Below are 18,188 nucleotides of genomic sequence, written 5' to 3' on the forward strand. Positions count from 1 at the left end.
CTTAAATTAAGTTCCTGTACTATATAAAGCAATAATGGGAATTTCAATCACTTTCTAATAAAAAAACAACTTATCCATCATTGGACAAGTTGTTTGTAGCTTGAATATAAATAGAACCATTCGATCAATACATGCGGATAACAACTGTAATACTATTCTATAGCACTACATATTTCAATAAAATGTCCATCAGGATCGGTAATATAAGCAACTGTCTGTCCCCATGGTTTGACGACAGGTTCTTTAGCAATAACGACCTGTTGCTGGCGTAAGTGTTCAATCGTGGCAACAACGTCCTCAACGACAAAACCAATCTCAAATGTACTGGATGCCATCAAATTCTCAGCAACATCCAGTCCAATATCTTGTCGAACCGATTCACGAGTGTTAAACGATAAAGTAGTCATGCCTGTATCGAATTCAACATAAGTATCGACTTGCATTTTGACTGGCAATTGCAAAACATCTCTGTAAAAATGCATCGTTTCTTCTACATTGCGAACATACAAAATAATATACTTCATAGCTAATTTCATCTACTCATCCAACTTTCTTATCGTTATTTACATTCAGTGACGTTATCAATCAAAGAATCTATATCTATTATGCCTGCTTAGATGGAATAAGCATTGGAAAAAACGGTCAATATCGAACGTTGCTGTACATGCTTGTGATCGAGATACGTCAATACGATTCATTCATTTTCAAAGTTGGCTAGGAGATAGTCCATAATAACGCTGAAAGTTATTAATGAAATGCGATTGATCATAATAACCATAAGAGGTGGCTAATTCACTCATCGGTAGCTGTGGGAAACGGTACATCGCCTGCAAAACCGACTGAAAACGAATAATATCAAGTACTTCTTTGGGACGAATACCTAGCTCCTGTTGGAAAATACGACGAATCGTTCGTTCACTATAATGAACTTCATGAGCAAGAGCGGCTAGATCCATTTGTCCACGCTGGGCGTACATCAATTGCAAACTATTAGAAAGTAAGGGATGAATCGAGCGAGAGTGAATATCATATGTATATAGCACTTGAAGTAGTCGTTGTTCAATACGATCGATTCGAGACTTTATATCAGGTGCATCTAACGTCTGTTCCCAAAAATCACTTGCTGCGTAACCCCATAATTCCTCTAACAACATCTGTCCACGTAGTTCAGCAATAGGATAACCAAGTATAGCTTGTACGGCTTCGATATACATTCGAATACCGAAAAAATTCATTGATTGTTGAGGATAAAAAACTTCATAAGTAGACATCCATGAAGATACAAAAGCACCTTGAGTTGCAGACACAGCATCCATATCGAAAATAATATCAATACATCCGTCAGGAATAATACGGTATTCCGAAGCATGAGATAGAGTAGAAGAAGACATCTGAAAAGTGGATGACCAGTAACAAGCTACTGTATTTTGTAATGCTAGTCGTGGAGCATATTCTTGATAATCATAATAGGAATGGAGCAAATGAGATTGCAATTTGGGTGGCTGAATAGGGCGATAGATCATCCGAACACTCCCTTTCTCTATATCTTATTTGATTGTAACATGATCTACAATTACCGTTATCACAATAATAATTAACAATTTGTTATTATCATATTGTAAATATCAATAAAGGATGTTATATTGTTATTAACAAAAAGGAAATAACAAAGGAGAGAGTGATTATGTTTGGATTCCGCTTCGTCAAATTTCAACCGAGTGAATATGTGATGAAAGTAAGAAACGGTAAAATAGTTAAAGAAGGCGTAGGCTTATCATTCCGTTATTATGCGCCGACCACTTCGGTAATTGTAGTACCTGTATCTTCTATTGATGTTCCATTTATCTTTGAAGAAATAACAAATGATTATCAGACGGTAACCGTGCAAGGGCAATTAACTTACCGTATTATCGATTATCGCAAAACAACTCAAATCCTCAACTACACTTACAATTTACGTAAAAATCAATATATTTCAGATGATCCGAATAAGCTGGCTCAACGGGTGATTAATATTGCGAAAGTATTGACCAAAAAGCATCTGGAACAAATGCCATTACGAGAAGCGATTCAATCTAGTGAACGATTAGCCCAAAGTATTACACGCGAAATTATGCAAAATGAAGAATTGGAAAAGCTAGGAATTGAATTGATGGGTTTCTCTGTATTAGCGATTCTACCTAATAAAGAAACAATGAGAGCGTTAGAAGCACAAGCTCGTGAGCAGATTCTACGTAATGCGGATGATGCACTATATGAACGACGTAATGCATCGATTGAGCAAGAACGCCGGGTCAAAGAAAACGAACTAAATACAGAGATTGCAGTAGAAACCAAGAAAAAACAAATTCGTGAAACACAATTAGATGCTGAACGTTCAGTGAGTGTGAAAAAGAACGAAATCAAAGAAGAACAATTGCAATTCGATACGATGATGGAAGAAAAGAAACAACAGTTAACAGAATTGTCTATTGCCAATGCCAAATCACAAGCCGATGCCAAAGCATACGAAATGTCTGCGGTGATGAAGTCGCTTGAAGGTGTTAATCCTGCGCTGTTACAATCCATGGCGAATATGGGCATGAATCCTGATAAGTTAATCGCTATTGCTTTCCAGGGATTAGCTGAAAATGCAGGACGAATCGGGCAACTAAACATTACGCCGGATCTATTGCAAGGACTGTTATCAGAATCGAATAACCATCAACAACAGCAAGGAGGTCGGAGTAGATGAATAGCCGGATGAGCGAAAATAAAATTGTACTCGTAAAGCGTAAAACACGATTAGAAGAATTGATTGTTCGTTATAATACGATCCAGCAAGCACAATTTTATATTGAGCGTCTCGGTGTTGATTTTACCGACTATATTCAAGAAGATCAGAATTACCGCCATGCTGTAGAGCAATCAGTAATGACATTGCAAAGTATAGGCAGAGTACAATTGCTAGAACGCGAACATGTACCCAACTTTATTTTTGGGGATGATGATATTGTAGTGGTACTCGGTCAAGATGGATTAGTCGCTAATACGATGAAGTATGTCACGCATCAACCATTGATCGGAGTGAATCCTGATCCACTACGCTGGGATGGAGTATTGCTTCCTTTTCAAGTGCGTGATCTGATTAAGATTGTACCGGAAGTATTGAGCAAGCGTCGTACGATTCAAGAAGTGATGCTTGCCAAAGCAGAGCTGAATGATGGGCAGACATTGTATGGAGTCAACGATTTATTTATCGGACGCAAAACGCATGTCTCTGCACGGTATCAATTACAGTTAGCAGGGCATACTGAACAGCAATCTTCAAGTGGGATTATTGTATCTACAGGGATGGGAGCCACCGGATGGTTCAAAAGTGTGCTCGCTGGTGCAAGTGGTATTGTGCATAGCGAAAGTTATCAGCAGATTACGGGTAGTGTCCAGTACGAAGAGACACAATCAGTCACTACGAATTCATTAGCATGGGATACACCGCAATTATATTTTACAGTCAGAGAACCTTTTCCTAGTCGTACTACATCGACGAACTGTGTATTCGGACAAATTAATCAGAATCAACCGTTACGGATTATATCGCAGATGCCTGAAAATGGAGTGATCTTTAGCGATGGGGTAGAAAGCGACTTTCTAGAATTCAATTCAGGGATGACAGCGACGATCGGTCTAGCTGAGAAGCGAGGTCATCTGGTGGTATGATGATTATTTTGTGTTATGATATCCGTATCTGTTGAAGATAATACAGTAAGGGGTATGGATTCATGAATCAAAATATACAGCAATTCAAAGCTGATTTCTTCAAAGCTTTAGCTCATCCGATGCGGATTCAAATTTTAGAAGCTCTATGTACTGGAGACAAGACTGTGAATGAACTGCAAACGATTGTCGGTTCAGAAGGATCAGCCGTTTCTCAACAATTATCAATATTGCGTAGTAAAAATGTGGTGCAGGGTGTGAAAGAAGGCACGTCTGTGATCTATTCTTTACGTGATCCATTGATTCAGGATTTGTTAGCAGTGGCGAAGCAGATTTTTGACAATCATCTTGTAGATGCGATCTCCTTACTTGAAGGAATGCGAAATGAGCCAGAATCGATCAAGCATCTGGATTGAGGATAAAATCAATAGAATAGAATGATAAAAATAAAGTATCTCTCGTTTGATTGGAGGTACTTTTTGGTGTGTACACAATATCATTGACATGATCTATACATAGGCGTACTATCTCTGTATATTCAAATAATCAGATATTTAAAATAATGATCAAATATCTAAAAAGAGAAGGTAACTGGATGAAGTGGACAGGGAGATTTGCAGGATACAATAAGAATAGTTTGCGTAAAGACTTAATTTCAGGCTTGATTGTAGGTATTATTGCGATTCCACTTGGAATGGCTTTTGCGATTGCTTCAGGAGTGAAGCCGGAATACGGAATCTATACCACTATTATTGCAGGGATATGTATTTCTTTGTTTGGCGGTTCCAAATTTCAGATTGGCGGCCCGACAGGTGCATTTATTCCGATATTATTCGCAGTCGTTATGCAGTATGGCTATGAGAATTTATTGATAGCCGGCTTTATGGCAGGGGTATTTTTATTGATTTTGGGATTATGCCGATTGGGTAAATTGATCTCATTTATCCCTAGACCAGTAACGATTGGCTTTACCGCAGGGATTGCTGTCACGATTTTTGGAGGACAGATTGCTAATTTTCTCGGTCTAACAGGACTCACTAAGCATGAAGATTTTTTCTCGAATATGCGAGAAATCGTTACTCATTTGAATACATTTAATATCTATAGCTTAATCACCGGATTAATCTGTTTTTTGGCGATGATATTGACGGCACGATTTTTCCCCAAAGTACCAGGATCATTAATCGGCTTATGTATTTCTACAGCTGTAGCGGTACTCTTTTTTCAAGGCAAAGTGTCTACGATCGAATCTTCATTTGGCGCTATCTCGGGCGCACTTCCTCAATTTCATATTCCTAACTTAACGTTGGACAACATGACACTCTTGATTCGTCCTGCTCTAGTGATTGCGATGTTAGGCAGTATTGAGTCATTACTATCTGCTGTTGTAGCCGATGGTATGACAGGGACGCGTCATAATAGTAATCGGGAGTTAATCGGACAAGGAATTGCCAATATGATTACACCTTTATTCGGTGGGATTCCAGCTACAGGTGCTATTGCTCGTACAGCTACAAATATCAAAAATGGCGCTGTATCGCCGATTTCCGGTGTAGTACATGGAATAGTGGTTTTGTTAGTATTGCTTCTTTTTGCTCCGTATGCTTCTCATATTCCGCTTGCCAGTATGGCGCCTATTCTTATGTTAGTCGCATGGAATATGAGTGAACGTAAGCATTTTATGCATATGTTAAAAATCAAAACCAGTGATTCGCTTGTATTAGCAATTACTTTTCTACTAACGGTATTTGCTGATCTGACGACTGCTGTAGAAGTTGGATTATTGTTAGCTGTGGTTTTATTTGTCCAGCGGATGAGTCAAGGCTTAACGATCACTAAAGTGTTGCCTGATCCTGATTCCAAGCATCAACAAGTACACAGTCACATGGTCACCGAAAATCATGATTGTCCGCAGATTAGTATTTATACAGTAGAAGGAGCTCTTTTTTTCGGCGGAACCCATATAATTGAATCTGCTATAGATGAAGCTATCACTAATCAACCTCGTGTGGTGTTGCTTCGGATGGCTAGAGTGCCGATGATTGATACGACAGGGGATGCAAATGTACTGACATTGGTATATAAAGTACAAGCTTATGGCGGAATCGTTATCATCTCAGGTATTCAGCATCAACCACTTGAACTGATGCGCAAAACAGGACTATATACGATAATCGGAGCTAACCATTTCTATGAGCGTACAGGAGTGGCTATTAACAAAGCATTAGACCATCTGAACCTGGAACAGTGTCGTGGTTGTCAGCATTTTGCTTTTCATGAATGTCAGGCGTTGTCTGCTGGAATACATACAGCATCTGTATCCGCACCTGTACAACTAAGAAAAACGTTAGAAGCGAATATTTAATATTCCATAAATAGATACCAAAAGTAGACGCAGTATACCTATCGGATCGCTGTATATCAACCCGATAGTTATACTGCGTCTATTTGTATTATTCCATGATTCTCATAATAGACATTATAGAGTGAAACGATACTTCATTTATTTGATCTGGATTAGTGTTGGATCTCCTACACGATCGGCATCTCGTGTTACGACTTGTAACTGTAATGTTTTCGGTTGATCTAATAAATTGCTATAGAAAATATATTCATAACTGTTGGGATCATCGAAAGCGACTTTGCGATTAAGCGCACGTAACAGCACTTCCTGATCGCCTTCGCCAGCAAGGATACCTGTAGCCTCAACCCATTGTCTACTGGTGTTGTACGGCTCGAAAGGCTGATCTGATGTGAAGCGTACACGCATCTCCAGTGGAGACATTTCTACACGAGCTAAAGCAACAGTATGATCTCCTAAAGTAATCGTATGATTCGGATAAACAATTTCAGTCTCAGGTCGCTTGAATTGACTGGCTAATGAGAAGTGGATAAGTAAGGTAGGTGAATGATGCATATCTTCTGTACTGGTATTGGTCACTGGATCGCTAAGTCGACCTTCATCAACAGAAGCGATCTGGAATTTGGCTGCAATTTCTTGTGGAAAAGGTTCTCTAGATTTCAAACGAATAGTGGTCGTGCCACGGAATACATTCTCCCGATCGGCATCATGTGTTCCATTATTGCGTGAATGCCCTAACGATTTACCGGTAGCGATACTGCTTAATTTGACACTGTTCATCCCATAGATTTCTTGTCCATTTAAGCTTTTGGCAGTATACAGAAGGATTAACTGATTCTCATCGGCTGTTACAGCATTGACCGTGACAATATAACCGTCTTTCTCAGCGCTTTCATTCACATACTGAATATAATTATGTTTGATAGCCGAGATTAAGCTTTGGTTCTGAATGACTTCCGATTGATATTGCTGAAAAGGTTCTAATTTGCCCCAAGAAGAGGCGGTAGTGTTGGTACTTTCGGTAGGCATAGGCACAATAAGTAAGATCAACATCACAACAGAGGTAAAACCGACCACAACCAGTAATCGAGCATCTAACCAGGGGAAACGTGAGCGCATGCGTTTGGCTTCGAATAGAGCTTCTTCATCTGTTGGAGTAGGGGTATGAGACATTTCCGATACAGAAGGCGTCTGTGTATGTAATGGAGTGCTAGATGATTTAGAATGTTCTTGTTTGGATGTACTCATAATGACTATTCCTCCTGATTCAGAATGATTTACAAAGTTGCTTAATTATTATAAAGACTGATTGTAGGATGCATTTGTATCTTTTTATGTCTACTTCTTCTAAGTACTTATTGTATATATCGGTGGTAAATCTACTTTTGTTACGGTTCTACGAGAAGTCAGAAGGAAAATCTCTCTTTATTCTATCTTACTACTAAGAAGCATTACAAGCAGACCGACAACAGCCCTAATCTCTTTTGAAAAGCAATCCTTTTCATTTTAGAGAATTAGGGCTGTTTGATCTATAGGTTTTAATATCTATTTTATAGTAAGCATAGAGGTTGCCGATACGGATCTGTATTAAATTTTGAATTCGTTCATTTCACTATGCAGTTGTTCTGCGGTCTCGGCTAGAGAAGACGAAGAAGCATTGATTTCTTCCATCGATGCTAATTGCTCTTGTGTCGCAGCGGATACACTAAGCATACCTTCAGCAGACTCTTGAGCAATATGAGAAATCTGTCTAGAATACTCGACAATCTCTGTTGTGCTAGCAGACATTTCTTCAGCACCGGCAGATACTTCTTCAATATCACTTGCAACTTGATTAACAGCTTGTAAAATATCCTGGAATGCTGTACCTGCAACTGCAACCGAAGCCATCCCTTTATCAAATTCACGATTGTTCAATTCAACAGCTTCAATCGCATTTAATGTATCTTTCTGGATAAACGAAACCAGTTCTATAATTTGCTTCGCCGATTGAGAAGATTGTTCAGCAAGCTTACCGACTTCATCAGCTACGACTGCAAATCCACGACCTGCTTCACCTGCACGAGCCGCTTCAATCGAAGCATTCAGAGCGAGTAGATTGGTCTGTGAAGAGATCCCAGTGATCACTTTGGTAATATTACCGATTTCTTGTGAACGATTACCTAACTCTTTCACGACAGATCCCAAAGAATGAAGAGATTGTTGGATCGAATCCATTTGGGCAACCGCTTGCTGAATCGCCTGATTACCATCGGAAGACTTACTTGCTGCATCTACCGCAGAACTGGATACCGTCTGTGCACGAACAGCGATTTGTTCAACTCCAATTGCCATTTCTTGCATCGCTTGAGAAGATTTTGTTGCAATATCGACTTGTTTGGCGGTTCCGATCGCATTTTCCTGCACCGTTTCAGCGATTTGTTCAGCTGCTTGTTTGTTCTGTTCACTACTTGCTGTTAATTGTTCGGACGAAGCGGCTACCAACTCGGACGTAGAAGCGACCGATTCAATCACCTGACGTAGATTTTGCTTCATTAGATTAAAGGAAACGGCAAGTGAACCGATTTCATCTTTATTTTTGATGACAAGATCAGCGCCTGTCAGATCACCAGCAGCGATCTGTTCAGCCGCTTGTTGCAATGATTTGGCAGGTTTGGAGATCGAGCGCGCAATAAGGAAAGCAATAACAAGAGCAACAATAACAGCGATGACACTCAAGACAATAATATTAAAGCTTGCTGTCCGAGAGATATCTACAGATTCATTAGTAAGTTGCGTTGCTTGCTTGTTATCATAAGCGACTAATTCAGCAATCGTTGAATTCGCATTATACCAGAAAGCGTATGCATTACGGTGCAACGAGATGGCTTTATTCAACTCATTGTTCAGCCCTGCATTTAGTACATTAGGAGAAACTTTGACATAAGCTTCGTACTGAGTAGAGAAGCGTTCATACAATCGTTGCTCATCATCACTTTGAATTAATTTTTCATAAGTTGTACGTTCCGTTTGGATTTTGGCTAATAATGCAGTATAGTCTTGATTTAATTTAGTCACTTCATCTGCATTATCTTCGATAATAATATTGATCAGTAGACGCTCTAGATCAGATATATCTCCATTAAGTGTACCTAACAAAGTCACACTTGGCATCCATTTGGTATTGATATCTGTTGCTTGATTTCCCATTGTTCTGGTACTTGTTAGAGCAAGTAAGCTAACAATAACTAATAACAAGATTACACTCAAAAATCCAGTTAATAGCTTAGTTTGTATACTCATTTTGATTCTGCCAACTTTGCCTATACGTAATTGTTTCATAATATGATCCCCCAATATGTAATGGTAACGTTCTTAACTTTATCTATATCGACAAAATATTTTTATAATTTAGTTTTTTTTGGAAATATTAGTGCTAAGGGCGTAGTTCGGAGGTTTGTATTTGTAAATGCTTACATATTAATATATCCATTCTTTATTTTTAGGGATGTACTATTACTCACAATGCAAGCGAGTAGCCCATAACAAAAAAAGCAATCTATAGTGGTTACCTATAAATTGCTTTCGATTATGCTATTGATATTTCATTTTGTACGATAAATTTAAAGCGGTGTATCAAACAATTACTTCTGACGAATCCATGCTAATGCCATCGTACCTTCACCTGCATGAACACCTACAACTGGAATAAAAGGAGCAATCTCGATTTTGAGGAAAGGAGCAAAAAGACTAATTTCTTTTTCCATCTGGAATGCTTCTTCAATATTGTTAGCATGCATAATACAGACACTTTTAACAACGTTGATATCTCTTTTTAATATATCCATTAATTTGAATTTGGCTTTTTTAAATGTACGAATTTTGTCTTCTACAATAATCTTACCCTCTACAAAACGTAGCAATAAATGAATACGTAGCAATTGGCTAATCACCAGTTGAGTACCAGATACCCGTCCACTACGATGCAATTGAGAAAGACTAGCTGGAATGAGATAGAAGTCCATATTTTCGATGATCATATCAATTTTGGCTTTGATCTCCAGGGCAGTATCACCTTGTTGTTGCCATTTGATTCCTTGCATGACCATTTCACGTAAAGGGAAAGCACCTACTCTAGAATCAATACCGATCACTTCTGTTTCGGTAATCTCAGCTGCTTGTAGAGAAGTGTGATACGTACCACTTAATTCAGAAGAACAATGAATCACAATAATATCGTCATACTTGCCTTTAAGTGATTCATAGAGTTCCATAAACTCGCCAATGGGAGGTTGTGAACTACTGACACTTTCATGTTGACGCATTTTCTCATAGAACTGTTCTGAGGTAATTTCTACATTTTCTTTGTAAGCTTCGTTGTTCACAATCAGACGTAGAGGTACAATATAAATATGATTCTCTGCTGCAAAGTCTTTATCAATCATAGCTGTACTGTCTGTTATCCAAGCAATCGATTTCATTCAAACCACTCTTTCTGTACACAGGGATATAATATAGTAGAAAGGCTATATTAAGATTATTAAAATTTTAACATATAAAACTAATAACTTTGTGATATAGTTATTATAACCATATAGAGATATAAACACAAACTTCGTACTATACAACCTACAATATTTATTTAGCTCAAGGAGGATTACATATGGAAGACAAACTTGCTCAAGAATTAGAAGCATGGGGCAAAGAGAAAGTAGCATATACATTTCCTCGGTGGGAGCAGATTCCAGATATAGAGTTGTATATGGATCAAGTGATTGCCTTACTGGAAAAGCATTTTCACAAGTTCCCAGGAGATAGTGCAGGCAAGTTGATATCACCTTCGATGATTAATAATTATGTCAAACAAGGGATTATTCCGCCTACAATCAAAAAGCGATATTCCCGTACCCATATTGCTTATCTGATGATGCTCTGCACACTTAAGCCAGTCTTGCCTTTGGCTGTAGTGCAAGGGATTATCGAGTTTCAATTACAGACCAAAACATTTGCTGAGGTCTATGATCACTTTGCGATTGAGCAAGAACAAGCTTCGGTCTATACGATGGCACAAGCCAAAGCCGAAAGCGAATTATTGGGACAGACGGCAGCAACAGAGCAAGAAATGCTCAGCAATCTTTCGCTCAAAATGGCGGTATTGGCGAACTCTAGCAAAATTTTAGCAGAAAAGATTATTGAGATGGAGCGAGCAGAAGGCAAACTCTCGACTTTGGATGATAAAGGGAAGAAAAGTAAAAAGATCAAAATGTAAAACGATTAGGCATATAGACAACTAAAATACCCCTTATCCTGTATAAACGATCTTCTGATCATACAAGATAAGGGGTATTGTTTTATTGTTAACTGGTATTAATGAAAGATTATACTTTGAATTCACTCACTTCTGCGTGAAGTTGTTCTGCTGTCTGTGCTAGCGAAGAAGAAGAGGTAGTGATTTCTTCCATCGATGCTAATTGTTCTTGAGTCGCGGCAGATACACTAAGCATACCTTCAGAAGCTTCTTCAGCAATATGAGTGATCTGTCTAGAGTATTCAACAATCTCTGTCGTGCTTGCAGATAGTTGTTCAGCACCAGCCGATACTTCTTCAATATCTCCAGCCACTTGATTGACCGCTTGTAAGATATCTTCGAATGCTTCACCAGCGATAGATACTGAAGCAAGACCTTTATCAAATTCTCGATTATTCAATTCAACAGCATGGATCGCTTCTGTCGTGTCTTTTTGAATAAAAGTAACCAGTTCAATAATTTGCTTCGCCGATTGAGAAGATTGTTCTGCTAGTTTGCCAACTTCTTCTGCGACGACTGCGAATCCACGACCAGCTTCACCTGCACGAGCTGCTTCTATTGAAGCATTCAGAGCAAGAAGATTGGTCTGTGTCGCAATACCGGTGATGACTTTAGTAATATTCCCAATTTCTTCTGAACGATTACCCAACTCTTTGACTACAGTTCCTAGAGAATGGAGGGAAGTCTGAATAGAATCCATCTGTGTAACAGCTTGTTGAATCGCTTTGTTACCATTAGATGATTTACTTGCTGCATTGGTAGCAGAACTCGATACCGTCTGTGCACGAACTGCAATCTGCTCTACACCAATTGCCATTTCTTGCATCGCTTGCGAAGACTTCGTTGCAATATCGACTTGTTTGGCAGCACCATTTGCATTTTCTTGTACCGTTTCAGCGATCTGTTCAGAAGCTTGTTTATTTTGCTCACTGCTAGCTGTTAATTGCTCGGATGAAGCGGCAACGATCTCGGAAGTTGCGGCTACTGACTCAATCAAGCCACGTAGATTAGCTACCATTTGGTTGAAAGCGACAGACAGTAAGCCCACTTCATCTTTGTTGCGAATAACAATCGCTTCTCCTGTAAGATCACCACCAGAGATACGTTCTGCTGCTTGCTGGATTTGTTTGACAGGGCGAGAAATCGAGCGAGCAATCAAGTAAGCGATAGCGATACCAATCAGAACCGCTAGAATACTCAAAATAATAATGTTTCTGCTTGATGTTGCAGCTGTATCGACAGACTCGGCTGTGATCAAAGCGGCTTGTGTATTATCTAAAGTGATTAATTGAAAGATGGTATTATTGGCTGTAGACCATTCATCATAAGAAGCACGATGCAATTGTTGAGATTGTTCCGCATTATTAGTCATAGCAGCCTGAACAAGTGCAGGTAGTGTTGTTAGATAGCTATCATAATTAGTAGAAAATTGTTCATACAATTTCTTCTCATCTTCAGATTGAATCAATGCCTGATATTCTTTACGTTCGATTTCGATCTTTTTCAATAATTCCTCGTAACTTGTTTTGATTGCAGTCAGTTCAGTAGGATCCGTTTCAATCACCATATTCAGAACCAAACGTTCTACATCAGATACATCTCCATTCATCGTGCCTAGCAAAGTAACACTTGGCATCCATTTGTTATCAATCGCTTTGGTCTGATCTCCCATCGTTTTCATACTCCATAAAGATAGGATACTAACTAAAACTAATAATAAAATAACACTTAGAAATCCAAGTAATAATTTAGTCTGAATACTAATACGCATAATTCCACTCCCTATGATTGTTTAAACATATAATGTAATATCTATATCGACAAATTTCGCTGTTTGTTTATATTTGATTATTAAATATTACAATTAAAGTAAAAAATTTATAGAAGATTGAAATGAAATATTTAATGAAATGAGCATACCTGCTAGGGATTCAGCCATCATGATTTGCATGAAGAGGACATTTCCAGACTCATATGGGGGATGTCCTTCTTTTTTGGATTTGAACCATTATTTTGAAAAAAAGTATTTCCAATATCGTCCAAACAAAGTATGATGTAGGTAAATAAGCTCCCAACTTAAGACCTAAAAATTTAACAGTTTTAATTGGAAGCAAATTCATCGCAGATTTCCAGAAGAACTGGACTCTATCTATATCTTCTGCCTGCACTAAGGAGAATACATCTATGGCGTATACGATACCAGACACGATTCCTAGAAAAGCAACCGCAGGCGAACGCCTTCTTTTCCAGACCCTCAAAGAACATCTTCCAGACGATTATATTGTCTACTACGAACCAGAGATCGGCGGCAGACGACCAGATTACGTCATTATCGGACCCGATCTAGGACTGCTTGTACTCGAAGTCAAAGATTATACCGAAAATACCCTCTACGAACTCAATACTCATGAATGGCAGCTACATACTCAAAAAGGAACAGGATCAGTAGAAACGGTCAAGAACCCACTGCTTCAAGCAAGAGACTATGCTTTTCGTATTAACAATAAGCTCAAAAAAGATCAGAACCTGACTCAACAAAGTGGTGTCTATGCGAATAATCTCAAGTTCCGCTACGGACATGGAGTAGTCTTTACACGTCTCAAGCAGACACATATCGTAAAGCATAGTCTACATCGGGTGATCGACCCTAGATATATGTTAACCCGAGAAGAAATAGACCTCGAAGATGCAAATTGTACCGCAGACCATCTACTAGAGCGCATTACCAATATGTTCGATACACCTTTCCATATGAATCAGATGTTGACCGACGAAGATATCAAAGCGATTCGTTATCATCTATTCCCGGAAGTACGGATCAGTGCACAGTACCGTGAACCGGTGTATTACCAAGATCAATTATTACTATCGCTTCATAATATACAAGCGATGGACTTGCATCAGGAATCACTTGCCAGACAATTAGGGGATAAGAACCGCTTAATTCGTGGTGTGGCAGGAAGTGGTAAAACCTTAATTCTAGCTGCTAGAGCAAAGATACTAATCAAAGAACATCCCGATTGGAAAATCCTTGTTCTCTGCTATGGGATTCCATTATCCCGTGTGATTCGTAGCCAGATCCATCGGATGCTTGAAGAACCGGAAGATTTGTTCGACTTTGCCAACAGTCAGGAGAATCTATCTTCTACACCTTCTATTGAAAAGCGATCACAGCTACAGATTGCTACATTCCATGAATGGCTATGGAGCACGATGCGTATCAAAGACGAGCTAATCGAATCCTACTTGGAAAAGATTAATCGAGGCGAGACCATCTTACCGCAATACGATGCGATTCTGATCGACGAAGGACAAGACTTTGAACCGTCATGGCTAGAATTGCTAAGTAAGGTGCTTAACCCGGAGACGCAATCATTATTGCTAGTAGAGGACAAAGCGCAAAATATTTACAAACGCAAAACCAGTCTGAGCCAGAATACAGGACTGGACTTCCGTGGACGCTCTAAGATTCTCAGTATCAACTACCGCAATACCGCTCAGATCGTCAACTTCGCATGGGACTTCTATCGTACCCATTCCAGCTTAGGGGAAAAGGTCAAAGAAGGCACAAGTATAGAAGGGGTAGAGATTATCCCACCGCAAAGCACCAAGCGTAAAGGGATCGAACCACAGATCAAGCACTGTGCTTCTTTTGCAGAAGAAGTCTCATGGGTAGCTGAGCAGATGAAGACATTGCATAACGAGAAAAAGGTACCTTATGCCGAAATGGCTGTTCTATATCGGGTACAAAAGCGCTATTCGTACTCTTATATCGATGTATTGCAAAAAGAACTATCCAAGCACGGGATTCCATACAACTGGTTCACCGAAAATACAGCCGCCAAGCGAAAATTCGAACGTCAACAAGAAGCGGTCAAGCTATCTACACTCGACAGCTCTAAAGGGCTGGACTTCAAAGCTGTGTTTATCGTCAATATTGATAGCATGCCGTTCAAGCTAGAAGAACATCCAGAGCGAGAAGTATCGTTATTTTATATCGGGATGACCAGAGCTATGGACTGGTTGTTCTTGAGTTATAGCAAGGTTGAGGGATTTGCAGGGTGGTTAGAAGAGAAGGTTGTCGAGGCAAGTGATGCAGTCGAACAGAAGAAGCAACAACGATTCCAATCATAGAACACTTAGAACATTCTCAAAGGGGAGTTACACATGGCACGTAGAAAGAGCAAAAAGAAACAACAGCAAGAATCTGCCAATGCAATCGGTGGACTGATTATATTCGGGGGAATAGGCTTTAGTTATTTTGCTAAAAGTATTGCGGTAGGTGTTGTTGCCGTCATCTTAGGCATTATTGTATTTGCACTGATTAGCTACTCGATCAATCAGGCGAGAATCAACAAATTAAGAAGATCAGGGATAGCTGAAATAGACAAAATGACAGGCGATCAATTTGAGCATTATCTAGGTCAACTTTTTCACCTTCAAGGATACAACGCCAAAGTAACACAGTCACAAGGCGATTATGGTGCTGATCTGGTATTGAACAAAGATGGCAAGCGGATTGTAGTTCAAGCGAAGCGGTATAGCAAGAATGTAGGGTTGAAAGCAGTACAGGAAGTCTATGGAGCCATTGCACATTACAAAGCTTCGGCAGGTTGGGTTGTGACGAACAGTAGATATACTCCGCAAGCAAGGACATTGGCGAGGTCAAATAACGTTCGATTAGTTGATCGTGAGGAATTGGTTGAGATGATTTTGAGGGTGAAGGAAAGTAAGAAAATAGGATGAAAATTGTAAGGAGGATATTATGTATATTTCTAAACTTAGTATCAAAAATTTTAGAAACTTTAATAATGCAAAATTTACTTTTAATGAGGGTGTAAATACTTTAATAGGAGAAAATGGAGCAGGAAAATCTAATGCTTTTTATGCGATAAGAATGTTATTAGATGCAACTTTACCAAGAAGTATAAAAATAACAGAGAACGATTTTAATAGAAATTTAACAAGTTGGAGAGGTCACTGGATAATTATACAAATCGAATTTTCAGATCTAAGTGATGATGAAGGAGCACAAATGTTATCTCATTCTATCGAAAGAATGGATGATAGTAAAATTGGTTCTTACGCTTTATATTTTAGACCCTCTAAAGAAATTAGAAAAAAATTATTCGAACTTACTCAAGATTTTGCAGAAACAAATTGCTTTCAAGAATTCTTAGATAAAATATCTATAGATGATTATGAATTAGTTTTTACTTGTAGATCAAAAGCAAATTTTAATAATCCAGAAATTTATAAGCAATATGTTGGTAATTTTGATTACTATGAATTTCCAGATCCTGAAATAGAAGCGCAAGATGAATTAGGCTTCATTTCTCATAAGTTTTCTATTTATGAAGAAGTGACATGCACGTATATCAAAGCACTTCGTGATGCTGAATATGAACTTAAAAATTTGCGTAGTAATCCGTTAATGAACTTGGTGAAAGATTTTAGTCACAAAATTGATGGAACTGTAATTATTGAACAGGTTAGAAATTTGAACTCTTCAATAGGTGGATTAGAAGAAATCAAAAAACTCAGAAGTCAGGTTCGTAATACTATGCAAAATACAATTGGGACAACTTATGCTCCAACGATTGATATAAAGTCGCAACTACCAGAAGATATGAATAAATTATTGCAAACACTAACACTTTGGGTAGGGGATTCAGAAGACATTGGTTATCAAGGGCAGATTAATGAATTAAGTTTGGGAGGGGCAAATCTTTTATATATTAGTTTGAAATTATTAGAATATGAGATTAAACAATCTACTCAAAAATTAGCACACTTTTTACTCATTGAAGAGCCAGAAGCTCATATTCATAATCATATACAAAAAACTTTATTTGATAAATATAATTATCATAATACTCAAGTTATAGTTTCCACTCATTCTACACATATTTCTGCTGCTAACAAAATTAGTTCTATAAATATTTTGTCTAAGAATAAAAAAGAAGCCTTAGTGTTCCAACCAAGTGTGGGTTTAGAAAAGTCAGAGTGTATTAAAATTGAAAGATATTTGGATTCTCTTCGAAGCACTTTACTTTTTGCTAAAAGTGTAATTTTAGTGGAGGGCGATGCTGAATTAATTTTGATTCCAGTATTATTTAAAAAAATATTTGGAATTAGTTTAGACGAAATTGGAATTAGTTTGATTAATATGAATAGTACAGTTTTTAAACACATTGCTATGCTTTTTCATGAGGATAGAATTCAAAGAAAATGCGCTATAATTACAGATTTAGATAAATCAATAATAAAGGAAAGTGAGCAAAATGATACAAAGGATGAGTTTGTAAGAAAATGCTTTAACTCAGAGAAATCAGGAAAAGAGAGGAAGGAAAAATTAGAAAAGGAATTTGCTGAAAATTTATGGGTAGAATCATTTTTTGCTATTCATACCTTCGAAGTTGATCTTTTTATGGCTAATAATTTAGAGGAATTTTTAAATGTTGTAAATTTTATATATACAAAACAAAATGCTATTGATAATTCATTATCTAAATTAAAAAATGAAAATACAGAAATTAGTTATAAAGAGGTTTTACGACTTGCAAATTATCTAGGTAAAGGTTGGTTTGCTTTGACTTTAGCTGATTTTATTGATGAAGATACCGAAATACCTCAATATATATTAGAAGCTGTGGCTTTTTGTTGTGAACATTTCAATGATGAACATTTTAAAATAGCAGCAAGTCATAGAATTGAGAAATTATATGAAAAGTGGAATTCTAATAATATAATCGGATTGGATAGTTCTGTAATACAAGAGCTGAAATTACTCAAAGATAGTCTTAATTTAAATGAAAAAAAAGAATTATCAGTATTTAAGAA

Annotated in this window: 14 protein-coding genes; 8 read left to right on the forward strand and 6 right to left on the reverse strand. The window is 37.9% G+C overall.

Going from position 1 to position 18,188, the window contains the following annotated elements; genetic code table 11:
- Positions 1–152: 152 nt before the first annotated feature.
- Positions 153–536 carry a VOC family protein gene (locus PaeCFBP13512_RS21095; protein ID WP_137225776.1) on the reverse strand — a complete coding sequence of 128 codons (384 nt, stop codon included), beginning with the start codon at positions 534–536 and terminating at the stop codon, positions 153–155.
- A gap of 168 nt (positions 537–704) precedes the next feature.
- The gene (locus tag PaeCFBP13512_RS21100; protein WP_137225778.1) at positions 705–1,523 is read right to left on the reverse strand and encodes a helix-turn-helix transcriptional regulator; all 819 of its coding nucleotides are present in this window, start codon (positions 1,521–1,523) and stop codon (positions 705–707) included.
- A gap of 161 nt (positions 1,524–1,684) precedes the next feature.
- Between PaeCFBP13512_RS21100 and PaeCFBP13512_RS21105 the strand changes: the two genes are divergently transcribed.
- The 4 genes from PaeCFBP13512_RS21105 to PaeCFBP13512_RS21120 all read left to right on the forward strand — a co-directional run bounded on the left by PaeCFBP13512_RS21105 (position 1,685) and on the right by PaeCFBP13512_RS21120 (position 6,061).
- Positions 1,685–2,734, forward strand: a complete 1,050-nt coding sequence (locus tag PaeCFBP13512_RS21105; protein WP_137225780.1) for an SPFH domain-containing protein — start codon at positions 1,685–1,687, stop codon at positions 2,732–2,734.
- Positions 2,731–3,699, forward strand: coding sequence for a sugar kinase (locus PaeCFBP13512_RS21110; protein WP_137225782.1), 969 nt, complete (start codon positions 2,731–2,733; stop codon positions 3,697–3,699). The genes PaeCFBP13512_RS21105 and PaeCFBP13512_RS21110 overlap by 4 nt, the downstream gene beginning before the upstream one ends.
- Positions 3,700–3,761: 62 nt before the next feature.
- The gene (locus PaeCFBP13512_RS21115) at positions 3,762–4,112 is read left to right on the forward strand and encodes an ArsR/SmtB family transcription factor (protein WP_069328730.1); all 351 of its coding nucleotides are present in this window, start codon (positions 3,762–3,764) and stop codon (positions 4,110–4,112) included.
- Positions 4,113–4,291: 179 nt separating this feature from the next.
- Positions 4,292–6,061, forward strand: a complete 1,770-nt coding sequence (locus PaeCFBP13512_RS21120; RefSeq protein ID WP_137225784.1) for a SulP family inorganic anion transporter — start codon at positions 4,292–4,294, stop codon at positions 6,059–6,061.
- Between the two features lie 138 nt (positions 6,062–6,199).
- Here PaeCFBP13512_RS21120 and PaeCFBP13512_RS21125 read toward each other — a convergent pair whose 3' ends face one another.
- From PaeCFBP13512_RS21125 to PaeCFBP13512_RS21135, 3 genes are all read right to left on the reverse strand, one after another.
- On the reverse strand, positions 6,200–7,306 hold the full coding sequence (locus tag PaeCFBP13512_RS21125; protein ID WP_137225786.1) for a DUF4179 domain-containing protein: 1,107 nt from the start codon (positions 7,304–7,306) through the stop codon (positions 6,200–6,202).
- A 339-nt stretch (positions 7,307–7,645) separates the two neighbouring features.
- Entirely contained in the window at positions 7,646–9,379 is a 1,734-nt protein-coding gene (locus PaeCFBP13512_RS21130) for a methyl-accepting chemotaxis protein (RefSeq protein ID WP_241669450.1), read from the reverse strand.
- 302 nt (positions 9,380–9,681) lie between these two features.
- Positions 9,682–10,518 carry a DegV family protein gene (locus PaeCFBP13512_RS21135; protein WP_069328727.1) on the reverse strand — a complete coding sequence of 279 codons (837 nt, stop codon included), beginning with the start codon at positions 10,516–10,518 and terminating at the stop codon, positions 9,682–9,684.
- 182 nt (positions 10,519–10,700) lie between these two features.
- On the opposite strand from PaeCFBP13512_RS21135, the gene PaeCFBP13512_RS21140 reads away from it, so the two are divergent.
- Positions 10,701–11,306, forward strand: coding sequence for a DUF1836 domain-containing protein (locus PaeCFBP13512_RS21140; RefSeq protein WP_137225788.1), 606 nt, complete (start codon positions 10,701–10,703; stop codon positions 11,304–11,306).
- Positions 11,307–11,415: 109 nt separating this feature from the next.
- On the opposite strand, the gene PaeCFBP13512_RS21145 is transcribed toward PaeCFBP13512_RS21140, so the two are convergent.
- Positions 11,416–13,116 (reverse strand): methyl-accepting chemotaxis protein, encoded by a 1,701-nt coding sequence (locus PaeCFBP13512_RS21145; protein ID WP_069328725.1) that lies wholly within the window; start codon positions 13,114–13,116, stop codon positions 11,416–11,418.
- A gap of 413 nt (positions 13,117–13,529) precedes the next feature.
- Between PaeCFBP13512_RS21145 and PaeCFBP13512_RS21150 the strand changes: the two genes are divergently transcribed.
- From PaeCFBP13512_RS21150 to PaeCFBP13512_RS21160, 3 genes are all read left to right on the forward strand, one after another.
- A complete protein-coding gene (locus tag PaeCFBP13512_RS21150) occupies positions 13,530–15,479 on the forward strand; it encodes a 3'-5' exonuclease (RefSeq protein WP_137225790.1) in 1,950 nt (649 codons plus the stop codon).
- A 33-nt stretch (positions 15,480–15,512) separates the two neighbouring features.
- On the forward strand, positions 15,513–16,091 hold the full coding sequence (locus PaeCFBP13512_RS21155; RefSeq protein ID WP_137225792.1) for a restriction endonuclease: 579 nt from the start codon (positions 15,513–15,515) through the stop codon (positions 16,089–16,091).
- Positions 16,092–16,110: 19 nt separating this feature from the next.
- Positions 16,111–18,188 (forward strand): AAA family ATPase (locus PaeCFBP13512_RS21160; protein ID WP_137225794.1); only part of this gene is annotated, 2,078 nt, incomplete at its 3' end.

Origin of the sequence: Paenibacillus sp. CFBP13512 (genome assembly GCF_005233705.1) — a bacterium.
GTDB lineage: Bacteria > Bacillota > Bacilli > Paenibacillales > Paenibacillaceae > Saccharibacillus > Saccharibacillus nuruki.